This is a genomic window from Peribacillus simplex (assembly GCF_900156045.1).
Lineage (GTDB): Bacteria > Bacillota > Bacilli > Bacillales > DSM-1321 > Peribacillus > Peribacillus simplex_D.
On record NZ_FTMX01000001.1, the window covers coordinates 384,837 to 404,966 of the forward strand.

Consider the following 20,130-nt stretch of genomic DNA (forward strand, 5'->3'; position numbering starts at 1 on the left):
TTGCTAACGCAATGGGGAGCTTATAAACTGAAGATAGTCAAATGAACGAGGATGGTGATTGCCAATGGCTAAAACAATAGTAGAAAAACTGAATTTACATAAATATGAAAGGGTGGCAGTCTTGAATCTGCCAGCCGGGGCGGATTATTTAGCAGAGCTGCCGGATTACGATACAGAGCTTAATGAAAGTGCCTATGATCTTATATTTGCTTTTGTATTGGATATGGATTCTTTAAAAGGAATCGTGGATAAGGTGATCGAGAAAAATCATTTGAGTAAAAACGGTTATATTTTTTTGGCTTACCCCAAGAAAGGTAATAAAGAATATGCTACATATATTCATCGTGATGATCTGATGCAAGGCCTTGGTGCGGATGATGACGGTTATGTTGGCTCGAGTGACCTGAAGTTTGCACGTATGGTCGGGTTGGATGATGTCTTTACGGTAGTCGGACTGAAAGAAGATTCGAAAAATAGGAACCGTCCATCTACTAAAGCAAGCCAATCAGTAGATGATTATATCGAAATGATTTCTGAAATTGAGAAAGATTTGCAGGATTCTCCTGATTTGCTTGCGTTCTATCAATCACTTACCCCGGGGTATCGCAAGGATTGGGCCCGTTACGTGTATAGTGCAAAACAAGAGGCGACCCAAGTGAAACGGCGCCAGGAAATGAAAACGATTTTAGGGGAAGGTTACAAGAGCAGGGATCTATATCGAAGAAATAAATGAGGGTGGGGAATGTCTTCCATTCTCTTTTTATCTTGTTCTGTTCATCCTATCAAAAGCATATACTAGACCGAATCCGAACTTAAATCGTAATAATTATGATTTGCGAGGTGGTAGAATATGCTTTTGAAACGATACACGGGAAATTTGCTGTTAGTGGTTCTGCTGTTCTTGATGCTGGCATTCTTTTTTCTAGGCGATGTATTCATTCCCGAAGCGATTGATTTCTCAGGTTACCCGATGCTTCACTCCGTGTTCGTCGTATTTTTGGGATTGTTTTTAGAATCGATTCCTTTCCTGTTCCTGGGGGCCATTGCCTCATCGTTCATCCAGTTGTTCATCAGTGAAGAAATCATTCAGCGGATGATCCCAAAAAGACCCCTGACGGCCATTTTTGCTGCGATAGGGGCGGCGCTGGTCATTCCGGTTTGCGAATGTGCAATCATCCCGGTCGTCCGGAGATTGATCCAAAAGGGTGTCCCGGTCCATGCAGGTGTGGTTTTGCTCGTAACTGCCCCAATATTGAATGTCATCGTGTTCGGCTCCACTTATTATGCGTTCCAAAATAATCCGGCCATTCTATATGGAAGAATCATTCTTTGTGTCCTGACGGCCATAATCGCAGGTTTATTCATTCATATATTCAGCACTAAAGATGTGGTGAAAGAGGAGAAGCTGGAACTGGTACTGGTACACGGGCATGAACATGATATTCAGTCCAGTAAATGGACAAGCTTCATTGAACATACTTCACAGGAGTTTTTTATGGTCGGCAGATACTTTATCATCGGGGCCTTGTTTGCCAGTGTTTTTCAAGTGTTGATGGATCGGTCCGTGATGGCCGATATTGGTCAGGCGCCAATAAAAGGCACGGCATTGATGATGGGAATAGCATTTGTGCTTTCACTCTGTTCATCAGCTGATGCATTCGTTGCCGCCTCCTTTTCCCATAGCTTTCTGCCAGGCTCCATACTCGGTTTCCTTGTATTTGGTCCCATGCTGGATTTGAAAAATGTCCTGATCATGATGTCCTGTTTTAAGCGGAGCTTCGTCGTCACGTATGTCCTGCTTGTTTTCGCAGTCGTCTTCAGCCTCTGCCTGATTGCAGGCGGATTGATCAGTAAGGGGGGCTTCTGATGAAACGTTTATTTATCCAAAGACTTGAAGGATTGCTGCTGCTTGGACTGGGTCTCATGATCTTTAAATTGTATGTTTCAGGATATTTAACGAAATTGATTGCACCCAAAATGATTCCATATGCATTGGCGGCGCTTTTTGCCTTTTTAGTGATCAGCCTTATCCGAATGAAAAAACAAAAACAAGGTGGACATCATTGTGATTGCGGATCGAATGGAGAGTCTTCCGCGTCCGCACTGATCCTGAAATATAGTTTGTTCTTCATTCCGATTCTTCTGGGCTTCATCTTGACCGATTTTACATTAAGCGGTGAAGTGTTGGCGAAAAGGGGGCTGGCGAAGCAGAAGGCACAGATGGTAAGTTCATATGATTCAGGGAAACATGCGAATGGGGAGAAAATCTCCGTAACCGATGATAATTATTTTGAAGTGCTGGATGATTTACTGAACAACCTCGATACGATCGAGGGGAAGGAAATAGAGATTTCGGGGTTCATATACCGTGAGGATGCATTTACGAAAAAACAAATGGCCATCTCCCGCCTCTCCATGTCCTGCTGTGTGGTCGATGCGACGTTATACGGATATATGGTCAACGGGAATGTGGAAGGAATGAAGACAAATGATTGGTATACGATTACAGGGACGTTAAAAAAAGGAAACTATAAAGGGGAACCCGTACCTGTGATCGATTTAAAAGAGTCGAAGAAAATAAAGGCGCCCGAAGAAGCTTATTTATATGAAAATGTACAAATCATTCAGTAGAATTGGAAAACCCGGCAAAAGGATGGAAATCTTGCGCTGCGATCGAAAAAAACGGAAACGGCGACATTTGTTCGGGAGCACGTAACATAGTATAATGGCCTTACCATGGATAAGGTGTAAGGGGGGATAATCATGTCTTCAGGTAATCGAAACAATCAAATCGGGCCGCCGCGGTTTGCTATTGCCATTCACTCTCTGGTTTGGCTCGCACAAAGTGAAAAGCTCCTGACAAGTTCGGCAATCGCCTTAAAGGTGAAGTCACACGCCACTTTTTTAAGAAGGGTGATGGCCCAGCTTGCAGCTGCGGGGATCGTCGAAACGAAGGAAGGACGGGAAGGCGGATATAGCATGAAGGTGCCTGCGTATCAGCTTACTTTGGCCGATGTGTATCAAGCGGTAAGGCCGGAATGCCTTGTTTGTTTGGAAACGAGCGAATGCGGTGAAGTCGGGAAGCAGCTTGATACGGCCTTGGAGGAGATCATGAACGAAGCCGAAAAGGAAACATTGCGCCTGCTAAAGGGCTATACATTGGAAGAATTCATGAAAAAAGTCGATTTCACCAACTTTGAAAATGAGTGTCTGGGGTAATATCCTTGCAAGAGGATACCCAGGATTATATAATGTGCTTAATGCGATTGCATTTAAAATGAGGAGGTATTTTACATGAAGGTGGAAATTTGGTCGGATTATCAATGTCCGTTCTGTTATATAGGAAAGCGTCGATTCGAAGAGGCGTTAAAGCAGTTTGAGAATAAAGATAAGGTAGAGGTTTCATTTCGCAGTTTTGAGTTGAATCCAGAGGCTGAGCGGGATATCAATATGACTCAAAATGAAATGCTGGCCAAGAAATACGGCATGTCTCCGGCGCAGGTGGAAGCGAGCAGCCAAAACCTGACTCAACAGGCTAAAGAATTGGGACTCGATTATCATTTGGACAAAGTGGTCTTAACGAATTCGTTCGATGCCCACCGCTTGATGCACTTTGCTGAATCAAAAGGTAAAGAGAAAGAAATGAATGAACGCCTATTTAAAGCTTACTTTACGGAAGGCAAACATATTGGCGATCACGCTACATTGGCTAGTTTGGCTGAAGAGGTTGGCCTTGAAAAGTCCGAGACGGAGACCATGCTGGCAGGAACGGCATTCACTGCAGAGGTTAGGGGAAATGAGCAAGAAGGAAGCCTGCTTGGTATTACAGGTGTGCCATTCTTCGTCATTAACCGCAAGTATGGAATCTCCGGCGCCCAGCCGACGGAAGCATTCCTGGATACGATAAAAAAAGTATGGGCTGAGGAAAATCCGCTTACAATCGTGAATGATCCAGCAACAGGCGACACCTGTACGGACGGATCTTGTAACGTGCCGGAAAAATAATGCAGATATGAAGAAGGAGACCCAAAACTGGGTCTCCTTTTTTACTTAAAGGAAATGTTATGTATGGCAAAGAATATAGTGTACGGGATGGCTTTTCGAAAAAGTCCGAAACGAAAGGGAGCTAAAATGTGTATATAATGATTGGAATACTAGTCTTCGTGATTGCATGTGCAGTAACTGCCAAACTAATTTCCTATAAATATTGGACATGTATTTATACGGCATTCGGGAATGAAAATTATTTTAAAGTGGTTGCGAAATTGGAAAGGGAAGAGATACGATTCAAAACGAAAACGCCTATGAATTTAGGCTCTGAAAACTTTCAAAATCGCCATGAAAATACTCAATATGATGTTTTTGTAAAAAAGGAACAGGAGCATATTGCCCAAAGGGCACTAAACAAGAATTAACAAAAGTCAGATCGTTGAAAAATTGCTGTCCTGCTGGCAGCTTTTTTTACTGTGCTTCCAACTCACGAGTAAAAGCCCAAAACTCACGAGTATTTGCTCCAAACTCACGAGTAAAAGCTCAAAATTTACGAGTAAAAGCCCGAAATTCACGAGTATGGGACTTATAAGAAGAAAAATGCTGCTAATCCATTGAATCTATATAGGATATGAGAAAGAAAAAGCGTTGATTTTGATATGGAATTCGTTTTTTATAGTTTCAAAGACTGAAAATTTGTATAATGGTTGAGATGGATTCAATTGAATGTACATATAGGAGGGGCATGGATGAGTAAGCTTAATGGCAGGACCGTTGCTTTATTGGGAGCGCGGAAGACGGAAGAACTTAGTAAAATCGTTCAAAATCTTGGAGGAGTCCCGCTCGTTCGCCCGGCACAGGGGACGGTATTCCTGGATGATTCCCATTTGGAAGAGGATGTCACCCGGTTGATGGCAGGGGAGTTCGATTGGATCATCCTTACGACGGGAGTGGGGACGGAATTATTATATAAAACGGCAGTGAAGATGGAAGCGGGAGATCGTTTCATAGAAGCTTTAAAGTCCATGAAAATTGCAGCCAGGGGCTATAAAACGGTGAATATGCTGAAAAAGCTTGGCCTGCAGCCATTAATCCGGGATGATGATGGCAGTACGGCAGGGCTTGTTCGCAATCTGGAAGGCCATCTGCCTAAAGGTGTAAAGGTCGCTTTGCAGCTTCACGGCGATCCGGCGCCTCTTTTGATGAACTGGTTGGATGAACAAAAAGTGGAACATAAAGAAATCCTGCCATATGAACATATACCGCCTGAAAAAGAAACGATGCAGCAGCTGATCCAAGAAATCCTTGAAGGCAAAATTGATTCGGTTGTGTTCACGAGTGCACCGCAGCCGCGAAATTTAATGAGATTTGTTCGTGAACAAGGTGTGGAGGATAAGATAACCGACCTGTTTGCATCAGATGTAATCGCTCTTGCGGTCGGAAAGGTAACGGCGCAGGTTGTAATCGATGAAGGGATCGAGCGGGTCATATATCCTGAAGATCAGCGGATGGGCAGTGCAATGGTGGAGCTGGTGAAATATTATCATGGAATAGCAAGCAGATAGGGGTGAGTTCGGCATGACCAAGGGCAAGGTCTTTTTTGTGGGTGCTGGTCCGGGTGATGTGGGCCTTATTAGCGTAAAAGGTCAAAAAGCGATTGAAAAGGCGGACATCATTTTATATGACAGATTGCTTAATCCCAAGCTGTTGGAGGCTGCCACCCTCGATTGTGAATTGATATATTGTGGCAAGACACCTTATACGAATGGCATCAGTCAAGGGGAAATCAATGAGCTGCTTGTTTCCAAAGCATTGGCAGGGCATCGGGTCGTTCGCTTGAAAGGCGGGGACCCATCCGTTTTTGGAAGAGTTGGGGAGGAAGCTGAATCGTTGATAGATGTGGGAATTCCATTTGAAGTCATTCCTGGGGTTACTTCCAGCATTGCTGCATCCATGTACGCGGGAGTCCCCGTCACGCATCGGGATTATGGACGTTCCTTTGCGATGGTGACGGGCCATGACCAAACGAAGAAGGATATGGATTGGAACGGGCTTGTGAAAAGTATCGATACGGTTGCCTTTTATATGGGTGTGGCCAACCTTCCGTATATCCGTGAAAATTTGATCAATCATGGAAAGCCGAGGGATACGCCGGCACTCGTCATACAATGGGGCACTTATGGAAGACAGGAAAGTGTCGAGGGGACCTTGGATGATATCGTCGAAAGGGTAAGTGAAAGGTCGCTTGGCAATCCTGCAATAACCTTGGTCGGGGATATCATTTCACTAAGGGGAAAACTGCAATGGTTCGAAAAGAAGCCACTTTTTGGGCAACGATTTTTAGTGGCCCGGACAGGGACGGCAAAAAGCTCCTTGGCAGAAACCCTGCATGAGCTTGGCGGCGAAGTCATCGAGTTTCCTAAATGGAATGCGGCTAAAGTGAAAATAGATGAAAGTCAGCTGCTCTCATTTCTTTTGTATGATCGGATTCTCTTCACTTCGCCCGAAAGTGTCCATGGATTCTTGGATTCACTTACTGAACATGCTATTGATTTCCGCCGGATTTCTTCTAAACTTTATGTGTTATCAAGGAAATCGAAAAAGGCTTTACAGCAACGGGGACTGATGGCCGAGCTCATATCCGAGATGTCGGAAGCCGGAACCCTGTTGGTTGTTGGAGATCGAAACAGAGATCAAAGAGATCCGGCTCATGGGGACGGAGACTATTTTCAATCAGTCGATAAATCCGTCGATGAAAGATTTCTTGAAATCCTTCCGAGAATGCTGGAAGGGATAGCTGTCGGAACGGTACTATTTTCGAATCGGCATTCAGTTGATATGCTGATGCAATATGGGAAAAAGGCAGACGTGGATGTTGAAGGGCTTCTAAACCAAGCCTCCATCGGGGTAATTGGGGAAAGTACCGGCAATAGACTTAAAGACTATGGATTTACATTGGACATGATGCCGAAAGAACCGTCTGTCGAACAATTGGTGGAGTTAATCTTGAATAGGAATGTCTCTAGGCTCTGATAAAACAGAGTCTATTTCCTTTGGTGGGGATTCGTTATTCATACCTGTTGAAATGTTGTTTGCGTTCAGTATTATGGCCTATCGTGTTATCATTTAATTACGGGAGAATCTGGAAATCCTTAATAACAGCCCGCACTTACTGCCTTTATTGGGGATTTCAGGAATGGGGGGTGACTTCATGTTTAATATTGGCGATATACATATGACAAAGATGAATAATTTAGAAATTAAAAGAGATGAATTACATGAACGATTGAAAAAAATGATGATAGACTGCCCTTTCTTCTGGTCATTAGGGTAGAGGTGGGTGTTAATGGATTTGGTCAGACAATGGACCTTCATAGGATTTGAGGAGTAAGGAATAAAAGTCTTTTATTCCTTCACAGATTGGGTATTATATATAAGTGACTTTTCCAGGGAGGCGAAGTAAATGAAACGGACATGGGAATTCGTATTAAGTATCATAGGCGTAGGTATCGCTGCGATTTTTTTAATCATGATGATCATAGCGGCCGTTTATGTCAACAGTATCGATATGAAAGAAATGATGGACTACTCTTTAATGACAGATTCTGAGTTTTCCTCGTCTGAGGTAGATATGTCGATCAAGTTGTTCATGGGCATACTATGGGCGGGAGTCATATCGCTGTTCATTGCATTGGCGGGCGGTTTGATCTCTATCTTTCTATTAAAAGGCGGCAAAGCGAAGGGAGCCGGGATCTTATTGATCATTACGGGCATTCTGACGATCTTTCATGTGTGGCCGCTTATTTTCTTCATCATACCGGGCATTATGTGCCTTGTAAGGAAGCCGAGGGAAACGGTGGAAGTGATCGTTTGATCCGACACTGTACATAGTGTGAGTTGAGAACAAAGGAGCTGTCCCGAAAATGCGGGTAAGCTCCTTTTGTACTGTGGGGATATTTTAGGGGAATATACCTTTTTATACCTGCAATCACCAGTCTATCATGTTACTATTATTATAGATTTAAATATAGATAGACTGGAGTTCGATCGATGAAGATACCTTTAATGAAGGTTGGGGCACTGACCTGTTTAACGCTCGGTTTGTTCAATGGACAGGCTTTTGCGGAGTCTGGAATAACCAATGCGTGTTCATCATTCGGTGAGATTCAATCCAATGTGAATCCTTCCCATAAGCAGATTAACTGCTTACTGACGAATGCGGCAATAGAGGCCGAAATCCCTCCTGAAGTTGTAAAAGCGGTGGCTACGCAGGAAAACGGGGATTGGAGGCAATTTAATGAGGACGGTAAACCGATTATATCAGGCGATGGCGGTACCGGTCTTATGCAGCTTACCAATAAAAGTGGGTATGACCAGAAAAAGCTGGAAAATGATATAGTCTACAATATAGAGGCAGGCGTCGAGGTACTGAGTGGCATGTATTCAAGAAGGGATTTGCCCAAGATCAAAGGTGCAGGACGCAGGGTCATCGAAAATTGGTATTTCCCTGTCATGGCATACAATGGGACAAAACCGGTTAACAGTCCTCTTTACCAGGAAAACGGTAAAATAAATCCTAATGCCTACCAAGAGGAAGTTTTTTCCGAGATAGAAAAGCAAAGTTATTTGGATGGCACAAAACTGGCCAAATATCCATTCAAAACAACGGATTTTCAATATGACCGGGAAAGCACAGAAAATATCATCTTTAAAAATCTTGAATACACACTGACAGACCAAACGCATGACTCTGTTTATTGGTTCAAGGCAGGAGACAAAGTTGTGACGACATCCAGTGCAAATATCAGGAAAGAAATAAGCACTACGGCAGGAGCGGTGCTTGTGCCGCCCAATACAAGCTTGATCGTCACAGGGGATTTTGTCTATCACGAATCCAAGGGAAATAAATTTGTCTTTTACCCTGTACAAACGGAAGACAAGAGTATTAAGGGGTATGTTTCATCGGCTTACATCTCCAATAGGCCATCGGCTGTCCTGCCCATCAAGGATACGAATATGCCTGTGATTTCAGGTGCTGCTGGTAAATCGATTCCGTTCAACTCATCTTTCAATCCTAAAACCAGCGTAAAGGCGAAGGATGATAAAGATGGTGACTTAACGAGTGCCATACGTGTGGAAGGTAAGGTGGATACCAAGAAAGTGGGCACCTATAATTTGACTTATACGGTAGCTGACAAAGCTGGGAATGTTGCCAAGGTCACAAGGAAAATAACCGTTTATGATAAAGTCAAGCCTGTGATTTCAAGTGCCGGGAATAAAACCATCAAACTTAATTCTTCATTCAATCCAAAAACAAACGTGAATGCCATGGATAATGCCGATGGCAGCTTGACTAGTAAAATCAAAGTGACGGGTACAGTGAATACGAAGAAAAAGGGGACCTATACATTGAAGTATACGGTCACCGATTCATCGAAAAATGCAGCGACAGTCACAAGAAAGATCACGATAGATGGCACCAAGCCAGTCATCTCGGGAGCCAATAGTAAAACCGTCGGCTATTATTCGACATTCAGCCCTAAATCAGGTGTATCCGCGAAAGATAACCTGGATGGCAACATGACTAGTAAAATAAAGGTGACAGGTACGGTGAATACAAAGAAAAAAGGAACGTATACATTAAAGTATACAGTCACTGATTCATCGAAAAATACTGCGGCAGTCACAAGAAAGATTACCGTAGACAGCACCAATCCGGTCATTTCCGGTGCAAAAAGCAAAACCATTGCCTATAACTCGTCATTCAATCCTAAATCAGGTGTATCCGCGAAAGATAATCTTGATGGAAGTTTAACAAGTAAGATCAAAATAACAGGAACTGTGAATACGAAGAAAAAAGGCACCTATACATTGACTTACACAGTTACGGATAAATCGAAGAACAAGGCAGAAGTAAAACGGAAAATCACTGTTAAATAGAAGGGAAAAAGTCAATTTCACAATACATTTTTACCGTGAATTCACACATGAATTCACGTTTTTTATTTCCTTGATATTACTACACTCTTTGATGTTTTTTCTCGAATATGGAAATAAGTATTGTACAGTGCGAATTTAACTGTGAATTACGAAGGATTTTATTTATTTTAAGTAGGCTCTGTTATCTTTCATTGTTGATTTACTTTATTAAACTATTTGGAAGTTTTGTTGAACAAGTTGTAAATTTAACATTTTAAAGTAAGAGCATTTCTTTGTAATGAGAAATGCATTTTTGTCGAAATTAAAAGGATATTTTGATAACAATAATAATTTATTGTAAAACAATAAAACGCGTGGTAAAGTCAAAACTGACATTAAATAAGTGAGGTGACTTTATGAAACGAGGAACAACACTCTTTTTGAAGATGGCTGTTATTCTTATTGGAATCCCAATTCTCGCTTTGTGCATATTTTTAGTGCCTAAGATTGGGGATTTTGCTGGAGAATTGTATCCAAAAATGGCTTATATGAAATTTCTCGTTATAATCGATATGTACGCAGCAGCGATTCCTTTTTACTTTGCTCTTTATCAGGCTTTTAAACTTTTAAGCTATATTGATAAGAACCAAGCGTTCTCGGCATTATCGGTAAAAGCATTACAGAATATAAAATACTGTGCCATCACAATCAGTACCTTGTATCTGCTAGGTATGCCGCTCTACTATCTCATGGGGAAGAGAGTTGACCCTCCAAGTTTCATACCAATCGGATTGATCATTATTTTCGCCTCTATCGTTATCGCTGTATTTGCTGCTGTCCTCCAACGGCTTCTAAAAGAAGCGATTAACATTAAATCAGAAAATGATTTGACGGTCTGAGGTGGAGGATATGGGAATTATTATTAATATTGATGTGATGTTAGCAAAACGAAAAATGAGCGTAACGGAGCTTTCGGAGAGGGTTGGAATTACTATGGCGAATCTTTCCATTCTGAAAAATGGAAAAGCAAAAGCGGTTCGTTTTTCAACATTAGAAGCGATATGCAAGACTTTGGATTGTCAGCCAGGTGATATTTTGGAATACAAAAGCGACGAAGACACTCAATAAAAATGGCTGTTTTGGCATACTTTGTTGCTATTCACCAAGTAATGCGGTGTGGTTGATTTCCCCTCCATTGCTCGCCTGTCCCGCTGCTCCCGCAGGAGTCTCGCACTTCCGCTCCAATCAACCTTAAATCGTTTCGTTTTAAAAACAACAATCTTTGCGAAAAGAGCTATAAAAATAGACAACAAATTTATTTAATTAAAGGTAGTCGATAGGAATTTAAGGGATAGCCATTAAGCTATCCCTTCTTTGCGTTTATTGATGTTATTTAATCAGAGAATTCCCTTGATATTAGTGACAAAAATATGATGAGATTTGCAATGTTTGCACCTCAAAGGGAACCCGTTACGCAATAGGGGGATCCTTTTTTTTGCTGCATGAATGTGTTTGGCTGAAAGATATGCATATATAATAGTAGAAAGTGTTCAGCGACTGTTTCTCCAGGGTGGAGTGGATATTGATAAAAATGTTATAATTGTAAATACATGTAATTAAAAGTGATCTGAAGGGGGAATGTTTATGGGCAAAGAACACGGGCATGTGAACTGGATGGATCAGATTTTTAAGGAATATGAAAGGGACGGCGGGCTGAAGAATAATCCTGGCTTTGGAAAACCGCTTCCGGAGTCGGCGCTATCGGGAAATATATATGACAACTTCTTGACGAAGGCCAAGGATGCCGGATACCTTCCGCTTTGGATAAAATGGCAAAAGGAAATTCGGGAAGAGCTATCCGGATTGGTTCAATTGAAAAAAATGAATGGAACGGAATCTGAATTAATGAAACGAATGGATGAGATAAATGAGAAAGTCCGTACATATAATGCGATTTGTCCAGCCACAATGCAGCGCAGGGAAATAGAGTTGGAAAGCATCGAAATTCAGTATGGGAAATGGAAGTAATTGTTAGTGCGTAAAATGTAGGTATTTGTATGACGTGATCATTAAAGGATTATGATATAATGACATGAATAAAAAATAGAGAGAGGGACTTCGATTGGAAAAAAGAAAAGAAGTTTTTTCATGGATAAAGGCGATATTGATTGCAGTCATTCTAGCTTTTTTAATTCGAACGTATATTTTTGCACCGATTGTCGTGGACGGTGAGTCAATGATGCCGACTCTGCAAGACCACGAGAGAATTGTTCTTACCAAGTTTGGAACGAATATTGATAATATAGACCGGTTTGATATTGTCGTTTTTCATGCAACGGTAGATAAAGATTATATAAAAAGGGTTATCGGTCTGCCAGGTGACCATATTGAATATAAAGATGATACGCTTTATATTAATGGGAAAGCTTATGAAGAACCTTACTTGGACAAATATAAGAATCAGATGGCAGGGGTGCCGCTGACTGAATCCTTCAAGCTAGAAGATTTAACAGGCAGCATGACAGTGCCGGAAGGCCAGTTGTTCCTTATGGGGGACAATCGCCAAAATAGTTTGGATAGTCGTGAAATAGGCACGATTTCCGTCGATGAAATTGTAGGCAAGGCGAATCTAGTGTATTGGCCAATCAATGAAATAAAGCTAGTTAATTAAGAAGAAGCGGACTCAGGTATAGAGTCCGCTTTATTGTTGCCGTTTTTTCATTTCCGTAAAGAGGAAACTTCGATTAGCATGATCATACAGGCATTTCAACAAAAAACGTGTCCATTCTTCTTTTTTTTCTATTTTTTTTATGAAAATCCACTCATTTGGGTTAAATTAGGTTATCCTATTAAAAAGGAGTAATCACGTTACCCAGGCCCGCATAAGAAAATGGATTACTTTAAAATAGGGTGCTGAGATGGAGTACTTTAGATGGATATAGTAAAAGATTTAATATCAAACTATGGTTATTTTGCGATATATGGACTGTTGGCCATTGGGATTATTGGCTTGCCGGTACCTGATGAGTTCATGATGACTTTTGTCGGCTATTTGTCATCCATTTCCGTTTTGAATGTCCAGGGAGCATTCCTTGTCAGTTTCCTTGGGTCGATATCCGGGATGCTTGTCAGTTATTTCATCGGAAAAAAGGTGGGGAAGCCTTTTTTGAGGAAGCATGGCAAGTGGATTAAAATGACCCCCGCGAGGTTGGAGAGATTGGAGCAATGGTTCAATAAATACGGTCCTTGGACCATTATCATAGCCTATTTCATCCCAGGAGTCCGTCACTTCGCCAGTTACATTTCCGGGATGAATGGAATGGGGAAACGAAAGTACTTTATCTTTGCAGGAGCAGGGGCTTTCAGCTGGTGTTTGGTATTTACGACTTTTGGTTATTTCATTGGTGTTTTAACGTAACTCATTTCAACTTACCAAATTTCTTTATTGGAATCAGAAAATCCCGTTTCTGGATCTTTAGAAACGGGATTTTCCATTTCTTCTGCCTATAATTATTGAGCTGAGTATCCGCCGTCGATGACAAGCTCTGCACCAGTTACATATGAAGCTTCATCGGATGCTAGATAAAGCACGGCATTTGCAATATCCGCCGGCTGACCTAAACGTTGTAATGGAGTTGCTTTGATCATTTGGTTGACTAACTCTTTTGACTCTTCTAATTTTTGAGTCATTGGTGTTTCGATGATACCAGGGAATACGGCATTGACACGGACGCCCATGCGGCCATATTGCGTTGCGGCAGCCTTGGAAATAGCACGAACGGCACCTTTTGAAGCTGAGTAAGAGTTTAAGCCCATTCCGATTTGAGCGGTGAAGGAAGAAATGTTTACAACTGCGCCTTTACCTTCTTTAGCCATGTGAGGAACAACGTGTTTCATTCCAAGGAATGGTCCAAATCCATTGATGCTTAACATTAGCTGCCAATCGGCCAATGTTGTATCGTTGATGCCTTTTTCTGTTGAGATACCGGCATTGTTTACCAAAATGTCGATTTTGCCAAATTTAGCGATAACTTCGTCCGTCACCTTTTTCCAGCTTTCGTCTGAAGATACATCAAGTACAGTTCCATGGACATTATCCAGTTCATTCACAACAGCTACAGCTTTTTCATTGATATCAGCAGCAATGACTTGTGCTCCTTCTTTTGTGAATAGGTCTACCATTTTCTTGCCCATACCAGATGCTCCGCCAGTGATAATGGCCACTTTATCAGTTAATCTTCCCATCATGATCACTCCTAATTAGTTGTTATAACGATGAATATATGTTCAAGCATGGTTCAAAAGTAATATTATCAACGAGCAATACTATAACTCCTTCGGAAATCCGTCAAGCATTTTATTTTCCGGCTTCCGAATTTCCTTTTTCTTGCTGGATAAAAAGTGCATGAATGCCTGTGGAAAAAATGGACTTCCCATAACTGATGCTGGTTGAAAGCAGTATCAATCTTTCAATCTTCTAATATTGAAACCGTAAATTATCAATATCCAAAATAGTTTTACCCGTTCTATTTGAAACAATTCACAAGTAATCTTGTAGAGGCATCTCATGCATGTCGGGTGCACCATATGTTCAATTCTAGTGATTAAAATTGAACACTGCAATCTTTTTGTACTTTGAATACAAATTTTTATAACGTCATTCCAATTCTGACTTTTCAGAACTTTTATGTACATAGGAGGTCATCATTTTATGAATAACAGAATGTATCTTTCCTTGGCCATCCCGCTTACGATTTCGACGATGAGTACGCCCTTGCTCGGTGCGGTCGATACGGCTGTGGTTGGAAAGTTGAGTGATCCCGCTTATATTGGCGGGGTGGCTGTCGGAACGATAATTTTTAATACGATGTATTGGCTTTTTGGTTTTCTGCGGGTCAGTACATCTGCCTTTGCTGCACAAGCGGAGGGGGCACGGGATGAAAAGCAAAGCCTGATGGCCTTGATTCGGCCTTTTTTCATTGCAGCGATCATCGGCCTGCTTTTTATCGTGATCCAAAAACCCATTTTGAATATCTCGTTAGGTGCAATCGGTCCGGATTCGGACGTTTCCGCCTTCGCCGCAGATTATTTCGGCATCAGGATATGGGGTGCACCTTTTGCATTATTGAACTATGTCATCTTAGGCTGGTTAATCGGGAAATCCAGGATAAAAACATCTTTGTTCATTCAAGTTTTCATGAATGTGATCAATATTGTCTTATGCCTCGTTTTTGTAAATGGCTTTTCGTGGTCTGTATCAGGGGTTGCTGCCGCTTCATTGATATCAGAGATTTCCGCTTTTTTGCTGGGCCTATGGGTCATCCGGAAAGCGGTTAACGTACCGGATTCATTTTCATTCCGGGAGGGGTTCGATCGGGCTTCCTTGAAAAAAATGATGGTGGTCAACAGGGATTTATTCATCAGGACCATTTGCCTGATCACGGTTTTCAATCTTTTTACGGCCAAGGGAGCCACTTTCGGGACAGAGACACTGGCGGCCAATGCCGTACTCATTCAAATCCATTACCTGATGGCCTATTGCTTTGATGGCTTCGCGAACGCGTCGAGTCTTCTGGTCGGGAAGGCGATTGGTTCGAGAGATATAAACCTTTATAAAAAAACACTCTCACTATCGGCGCGGTGGGGCTTGTATGCTTCGTTCATACTTGCCGCATCTTACTATCTATTCAGCGATAGGGTCATTCTCCTTTTCACGGACATTCCCGGCGTCATCGAACTTGCCCATGAATATGGACTTTGGATAGTCCTATTCCCATTCAGTGCCTTTATCGGACTCATTTTTTATGGAGTGTTTACCGGTGCCACAGAAGCCGTTCCAGTAAGGAACTCAATGCTCCTTGCACTATTCGCTTTTCTACTTGTCCAATTCACAGCGGTCAGCAATCATGGCAATCATGGATTATGGCTTGCATTCCTGGCTTTCAGTTTAGGGCGTTCCGTATTTTTAGCTCTATACATCCCAAGGCTGAACCGAAAAGTGGCAAAGCTTATGGATGCCGATAGTCTAATGAAATCATCTTCTTTTTAATAAAAGCTCTTTTCGTAAAGATTGTTTTTAAAACGAAACGATTTAAGGTTGATTGGAGCGGAAGTGCGAGACTCCTGCGGGAGCAGCGGGACAGGTGAGACCCCACAGGCGTTAACGCCGAGGAGGCTCACCGCCCGCCCCGCGGAAAGCGAGCGATGGAGGGGAAATCAACCACACCGCATTTCTTGGTGAATAGCAACAAAGTATACGAAAACAGCCTTAATAAAAGAGGATGTTTTTTTAAAAATGCAGGGAATTTTCGGTAGTTTGATGTTGGCGATAATACGGGAATACGAAGAATAGGTAGCAACGCTTGGCGAATCAGGTAGTAAAAGTGATAAAATGAAAAATATATATAAAAGAGGAGTTGTCGTATTTTGAGTGAATTGAATTGGCGAGAAGAAGTTGAAAAACGGAAAATGGACTTATTACTGGACACACAAAACTTATTGAAAATAAAAAGTGTATTGGATGAAGAAGATCCGACAGAGGAGGCCCCATTCGGTAAAGGTGTGAAGGAAGCGCTTGATTTCATGCTTCAATTAGGCGAAAAAGACGGTTTTACTGTTAAGAATGTCGATAATGTCGCTGGTCATATCGAAATGGGTGAAGGCGAGGAGTTAATCGGGATATTATGCCATGTCGACGTGGTACCTGAGGGAGATGGCTGGAGTTCGGATCCGTTCGGTGCTGAAATCCGCAATGGCCGCATATATGCTCGCGGGGCAATCGATGATAAAGGGCCGACGATGGCTGCCTATCATGCGATGAAGCTGGTCCGGGAGCTAGGAGAACCTTTGAACAAACGTGTGAGGATGATCATTGGAACCGATGAAGAATCGAACTGGCGCTGCGTTGACCGGTACTTTGAAGTGGAGGAAATGCCCTCGATCGGCTTCGCACCAGATGCTGACTTCCCGATCATCAGTGCGGAAAAAGGAATCTGGGATTTCTCGGTTATACACCCTGCCGATGCAGGAAATGGCACGAACTCTGAAGTGAATGTTATGGAATTTTCTTCAGGTCGAAGGACGAATATGGTACCGGATTTTGCTACGGCCATTGTGGAAGCGGCCAACCCTGCTGAAGTGGCGGCAAACTATCAGGATTATTTGCAAAAATACTCATTGAGGGGCCAAGCAGTTCCGCAAAAAAATCAAGTGCTGCTTGAAATGATCGGTGTCTCGGCACACGCGATGGAACCGAAAAATGGAAAGAATGCAGGTCTGCATTTAGCCGTATTTTTAGCTGATCTTACTCTTGATCCGCATGCGAAAGCCTACTTCACTTTCGTAAAGGATCGTTTGTTTGAAGATTCCCGCGGAAATAATTTGGGTGTGGCTTATTCGGATGAGCAAACAGGGGAATTGACGGTCAATGCCGGCGTTTTCAATTATTCTAAACAAGGTGACAGCTCGATTGGTTTCAGCATGCGTTATCCGGTGACGTTTGAGTGGGAACAGCAAAAGGCGGCATTGGAGGAAAGACTTGCGGCATATAATTTGAAAGTGAAGACCAATTCGCATTCAACTCCACATTTTGTGGCCAGTGAAAGCTTCTTGATCAAGACGCTGCAGGAAGTTTATGAAGCGGAGACAGGTGATAAAGCTGAACTCCTTTCGATTGGCGGCGGCACATACGCCCGTTCATTGAAAGAAGGCGTTGCATTTGGCCCGCTTTTCCCTGGAAGCGAAGACATTGCACATCAGAAAGATGAATATATTGATATTGAAGATATGCTTAAGGCTACGTCCATTTATGCACGTGCCATTCATGAATTGGCTAAATAAGAGGCAAAGAGGGAGAAAGACATGGGGAAAATCATTTTTAACGGCGACCTAAAAAGCAGGTCCGAAGTAAAGGTAGATATTGAAGACCGGGGATATCAATTCGGAGATGGCGTCTATGAAGTCATCCGGGTTTATAATGGCGAATTATTTGCGGGGGACATGCACCTGAACCGGCTGATGGACAGTGCGAAGTTGATACAGATGAAAGTTGCCTTTACTGCAGCGGAAATCAAAACCCGCATGGAAGAGCTGATCGCTGAAGATCAACTGAAGGACGGTATCGTCTATATGCAGCTGACAAGGGGCGTATCTCCGCGTACACACTCATTTCCAACGGCTGAGGTGGAACCGGTCTTTGTTGCCTATACCAAGGAAATTCCTTATACAGGAAAAAACAAGCCAGGGGTCAAGGCAGTGACCACCGACGATATACGCTGGCTGCGCTGTAATATCAAGAGCTTGAATCTACTGGGTAATATAATGGCTAAACAGCAAGCGGTAGAGGCCGGCTGTGATGAAGCGATCCAGCATCGTGATGGTACGGTGACGGAGGGAAGTTCGTCCAATGTCTCAATCGTGGTGGATGGCCTACTTAAAACGCATCCGGCCACAAACTTGATCCTGAATGGAATTACCCGTCAGGTGATGCTGAAACTTTGCGCTGATCATGGGATTCCATATGTCGAGGAGGCCTTCACCGTCGAGGAAATGATGGCAGCCGATGAAGTCCTTTATACAAGCACAAGCGTCGAAGTGACACCAATTATTAATATCGATGGCCAATCGATTGCAGCCGGGGAACCCGGTCCGATAACCAAAAGACTGCAAAAACTGTTTTCCGAGGAAATCGAGAAGCAATGCGGTTCCGTTAAATAGATAAAACCCCCTTTGCCACTATTGGCAAAGGGGTTTTTATCTTTGTAGCCGGAAGCGGATGCCATCACCGAATCCCCGTTTACGTTAATTACATCTTTTTGCAATCATCTCTTTTTGACATTTTCAAGAACCAGGAATATACTTGCTAATAACCTAAAAAGTTTACCTGTCGCAACAATTTGAGTTGCGTGTAAAAAGGAGTTGAAATAGATATGTCCGATGTGTTGCATCAATCTTCTTCAAGAGGAATAAAAAAACTGCTTCCCTATCTAGGGCCTGCCTTTATAGCGGCTGTGGCCTATATTGATCCAGGGAATTATGCGACCAATATTACAGCCGGATCAAAATATGGCTATACGTTATTATGGGTTATCTTCGCATCCAATTTAATGGCTGTGCTAATCCAATCACTATCAGCTAAATTGGGGATAGCCACTGGAAAGAACCTTCCAGAGCTATGCAGGGAAAGATTTTCGAAAAAAACATCTTTCTTATTATGGATTCAGGCCGAAGCCGTTATAATGGCAACCGACCTAGCTGAATTCATAGGAGCTGCACTAGGGATTTATTTGCTATTTGACTTACCGCTTATCACTTCGGCAATAATTGCAGCGATTGGTTCCTTTGCCATTCTCGAATTCCAGCGCAGGGGTTATCGAACATTCGAAGCTCTGATCACGGTCATGATATTTGTCGTTGTGATAGCATTTGGTGCTCAAGTTTTTTATGCAAAACCTGACACTTCAGCCGTTGTATTAGGACTCTTCACTCCAAAGTTTGAGGGAGTGGACAGTATTTTACTATCGGCCGGTATGCTTGGAGCCACAGTTATGCCACATGCGATCTACCTTCATTCTTCTTTGACTCAAAGAAGAATAGTCGGAAAAAACGATTTGGAAAGAAAAAGGATTTATCGTTTTGAGCTAATTGACATTGTCATCGCCATGTTGATTGCAGGCGCGATCAATGCCGCCATGGTCATAGTTTCAGCTGCCCTATTTCATAAGAATGGAATACTTGTAGAGGACTTGGATGTTGCCTATCAACAATTCGGTGCGATGCTTGGACCATCAGTCGCGATGTTCTTTGGAATAGGATTATTATTTGCCGGTTTATCCAGCTCATCCGTTGGTGTAATGACAGGTGATGTAGTCATGCAAGGATTCATTAAAAGGCATATACCGATTTATTTAAGAAGGGTCATTACCACCGTTCCGCCCCTGCTCATAATATTATGGGGAGTGAACCCATCCAAAGCACTTGTTATGAGCCAAATTGTACTCTCGTTCGGCATCGCGTTTGCCTTAGTGCCATTGATCATGTTTACAAGCAATGAAAAAATCATGGGCAGCCTGGTAAACCATAAAATCACCTCGGGCATCGCATGGCTTATAGCTGTACTTATCATTGGACTGAACTTGTTCCTGCTGTACGAAACACTGTTCAGCTAAAAGAAGAAATGTCAGGAAAGGACCAATTTTTTGGTCCTTTTTTATTTTATTCTTG

Annotated in this window: 21 protein-coding genes; 20 read left to right on the forward strand and 1 reads right to left on the reverse strand. The window is 42.5% G+C overall.

The window, feature by feature from the left end; translation table 11 throughout:
* The first annotated feature begins 64 nt into the window (after positions 1-64).
* The 16 genes from BW986_RS01835 (at position 65) to BW986_RS01905 (ending at position 13,327) form a co-directional block, all read left to right on the forward strand.
* Positions 65-733 (forward strand): YdeI/OmpD-associated family protein, encoded by a 669-nt coding sequence (locus tag BW986_RS01835; protein WP_076364580.1) that lies wholly within the window; start codon positions 65-67, stop codon positions 731-733.
* 117 nt (positions 734-850) lie between these two features.
* The gene (locus BW986_RS01840; protein ID WP_076364582.1) at positions 851-1,867 is read left to right on the forward strand and encodes a permease; all 1,017 of its coding nucleotides are present in this window, start codon (positions 851-853) and stop codon (positions 1,865-1,867) included.
* Complete coding sequence (locus BW986_RS01845; protein ID WP_076364584.1) at positions 1,867-2,631, forward strand: TIGR03943 family putative permease subunit; 765 nt, start codon at positions 1,867-1,869, stop codon at positions 2,629-2,631. Before BW986_RS01840 ends, BW986_RS01845 begins: the two co-directional genes overlap by 1 nt.
* 132 nt (positions 2,632-2,763) lie before the next feature.
* Positions 2,764-3,219: an RrF2 family transcriptional regulator gene (locus BW986_RS01850; RefSeq protein WP_076364586.1), complete on the forward strand. Its 456-nt coding sequence runs from the start codon at positions 2,764-2,766 to the stop codon at positions 3,217-3,219.
* Between the two features lie 75 nt (positions 3,220-3,294).
* The gene (locus BW986_RS01855; RefSeq protein WP_076364588.1) at positions 3,295-4,005 is read left to right on the forward strand and encodes a DsbA family oxidoreductase; all 711 of its coding nucleotides are present in this window, start codon (positions 3,295-3,297) and stop codon (positions 4,003-4,005) included.
* A gap of 128 nt (positions 4,006-4,133) precedes the next feature.
* Complete coding sequence (locus tag BW986_RS01860) at positions 4,134-4,415, forward strand: hypothetical protein (protein WP_076364590.1); 282 nt, start codon at positions 4,134-4,136, stop codon at positions 4,413-4,415.
* A 324-nt stretch (positions 4,416-4,739) separates the two neighbouring features.
* Entirely contained in the window at positions 4,740-5,555 is an 816-nt protein-coding gene (locus BW986_RS01865; RefSeq protein ID WP_076364592.1) for a uroporphyrinogen-III synthase, read from the forward strand.
* A 13-nt stretch (positions 5,556-5,568) separates the two neighbouring features.
* Positions 5,569-7,023, forward strand: a complete 1,455-nt coding sequence (gene cobA / locus BW986_RS01870; RefSeq protein WP_076364594.1) for a uroporphyrinogen-III C-methyltransferase — start codon at positions 5,569-5,571, stop codon at positions 7,021-7,023.
* A gap of 178 nt (positions 7,024-7,201) precedes the next feature.
* The gene (locus tag BW986_RS30580; protein ID WP_260320567.1) at positions 7,202-7,324 is read left to right on the forward strand and encodes a hypothetical protein; all 123 of its coding nucleotides are present in this window, start codon (positions 7,202-7,204) and stop codon (positions 7,322-7,324) included.
* Between the two features lie 129 nt (positions 7,325-7,453).
* On the forward strand, positions 7,454-7,864 hold the full coding sequence (locus tag BW986_RS01875) for a DUF4064 domain-containing protein (protein ID WP_076364596.1): 411 nt from the start codon (positions 7,454-7,456) through the stop codon (positions 7,862-7,864).
* Positions 7,865-8,040: 176 nt separating this feature from the next.
* Positions 8,041-9,930 (forward strand): immunoglobulin-like domain-containing protein, encoded by a 1,890-nt coding sequence (locus tag BW986_RS01880; RefSeq protein WP_076364598.1) that lies wholly within the window; start codon positions 8,041-8,043, stop codon positions 9,928-9,930.
* 395 nt (positions 9,931-10,325) lie between these two features.
* The gene (locus BW986_RS01885) at positions 10,326-10,808 is read left to right on the forward strand and encodes a DUF2975 domain-containing protein (protein ID WP_076364600.1); all 483 of its coding nucleotides are present in this window, start codon (positions 10,326-10,328) and stop codon (positions 10,806-10,808) included.
* Between the two features lie 10 nt (positions 10,809-10,818).
* Positions 10,819-11,037, forward strand: a complete 219-nt coding sequence (locus tag BW986_RS01890) for a helix-turn-helix domain-containing protein (protein WP_076364602.1) — start codon at positions 10,819-10,821, stop codon at positions 11,035-11,037.
* Positions 11,038-11,553: 516 nt separating this feature from the next.
* The gene (locus BW986_RS01895) at positions 11,554-11,937 is read left to right on the forward strand and encodes a DUF1992 domain-containing protein (RefSeq protein WP_260320578.1); all 384 of its coding nucleotides are present in this window, start codon (positions 11,554-11,556) and stop codon (positions 11,935-11,937) included.
* A 94-nt stretch (positions 11,938-12,031) separates the two neighbouring features.
* Positions 12,032-12,580: a signal peptidase I gene (gene lepB, locus BW986_RS01900; RefSeq protein WP_076364604.1), complete on the forward strand. Its 549-nt coding sequence runs from the start codon at positions 12,032-12,034 to the stop codon at positions 12,578-12,580.
* Positions 12,581-12,841: 261 nt separating this feature from the next.
* Positions 12,842-13,327, forward strand: a complete 486-nt coding sequence (locus BW986_RS01905) for a DedA family protein (RefSeq protein WP_076364606.1) — start codon at positions 12,842-12,844, stop codon at positions 13,325-13,327.
* 92 nt (positions 13,328-13,419) lie between these two features.
* On the opposite strand, the gene BW986_RS01910 is transcribed toward BW986_RS01905, so the two are convergent.
* A complete protein-coding gene (locus BW986_RS01910) occupies positions 13,420-14,154 on the reverse strand; it encodes an SDR family NAD(P)-dependent oxidoreductase (protein ID WP_076364608.1) in 735 nt (244 codons plus the stop codon).
* Positions 14,155-14,620: 466 nt separating this feature from the next.
* Here BW986_RS01910 and BW986_RS01915 point away from each other — a divergent pair, with 466 nt between their 5' ends.
* The 4 genes from BW986_RS01915 (at position 14,621) to BW986_RS01930 (ending at position 20,075) form a co-directional block, all read left to right on the forward strand.
* A complete protein-coding gene (locus tag BW986_RS01915) occupies positions 14,621-15,958 on the forward strand; it encodes an MATE family efflux transporter (RefSeq protein WP_076364610.1) in 1,338 nt (445 codons plus the stop codon).
* 377 nt (positions 15,959-16,335) lie between these two features.
* Positions 16,336-17,748, forward strand: coding sequence for a dipeptidase PepV (pepV, locus tag BW986_RS01920; protein WP_076364612.1), 1,413 nt, complete (start codon positions 16,336-16,338; stop codon positions 17,746-17,748).
* 21 nt (positions 17,749-17,769) lie between these two features.
* Complete coding sequence (gene dat, locus BW986_RS01925) at positions 17,770-18,624, forward strand: D-amino-acid transaminase (protein WP_076364614.1); 855 nt, start codon at positions 17,770-17,772, stop codon at positions 18,622-18,624.
* A 212-nt stretch (positions 18,625-18,836) separates the two neighbouring features.
* A complete protein-coding gene (locus BW986_RS01930; RefSeq protein ID WP_076364616.1) occupies positions 18,837-20,075 on the forward strand; it encodes an Nramp family divalent metal transporter in 1,239 nt (412 codons plus the stop codon).
* Positions 20,076-20,130 lie beyond the last annotated feature (55 nt).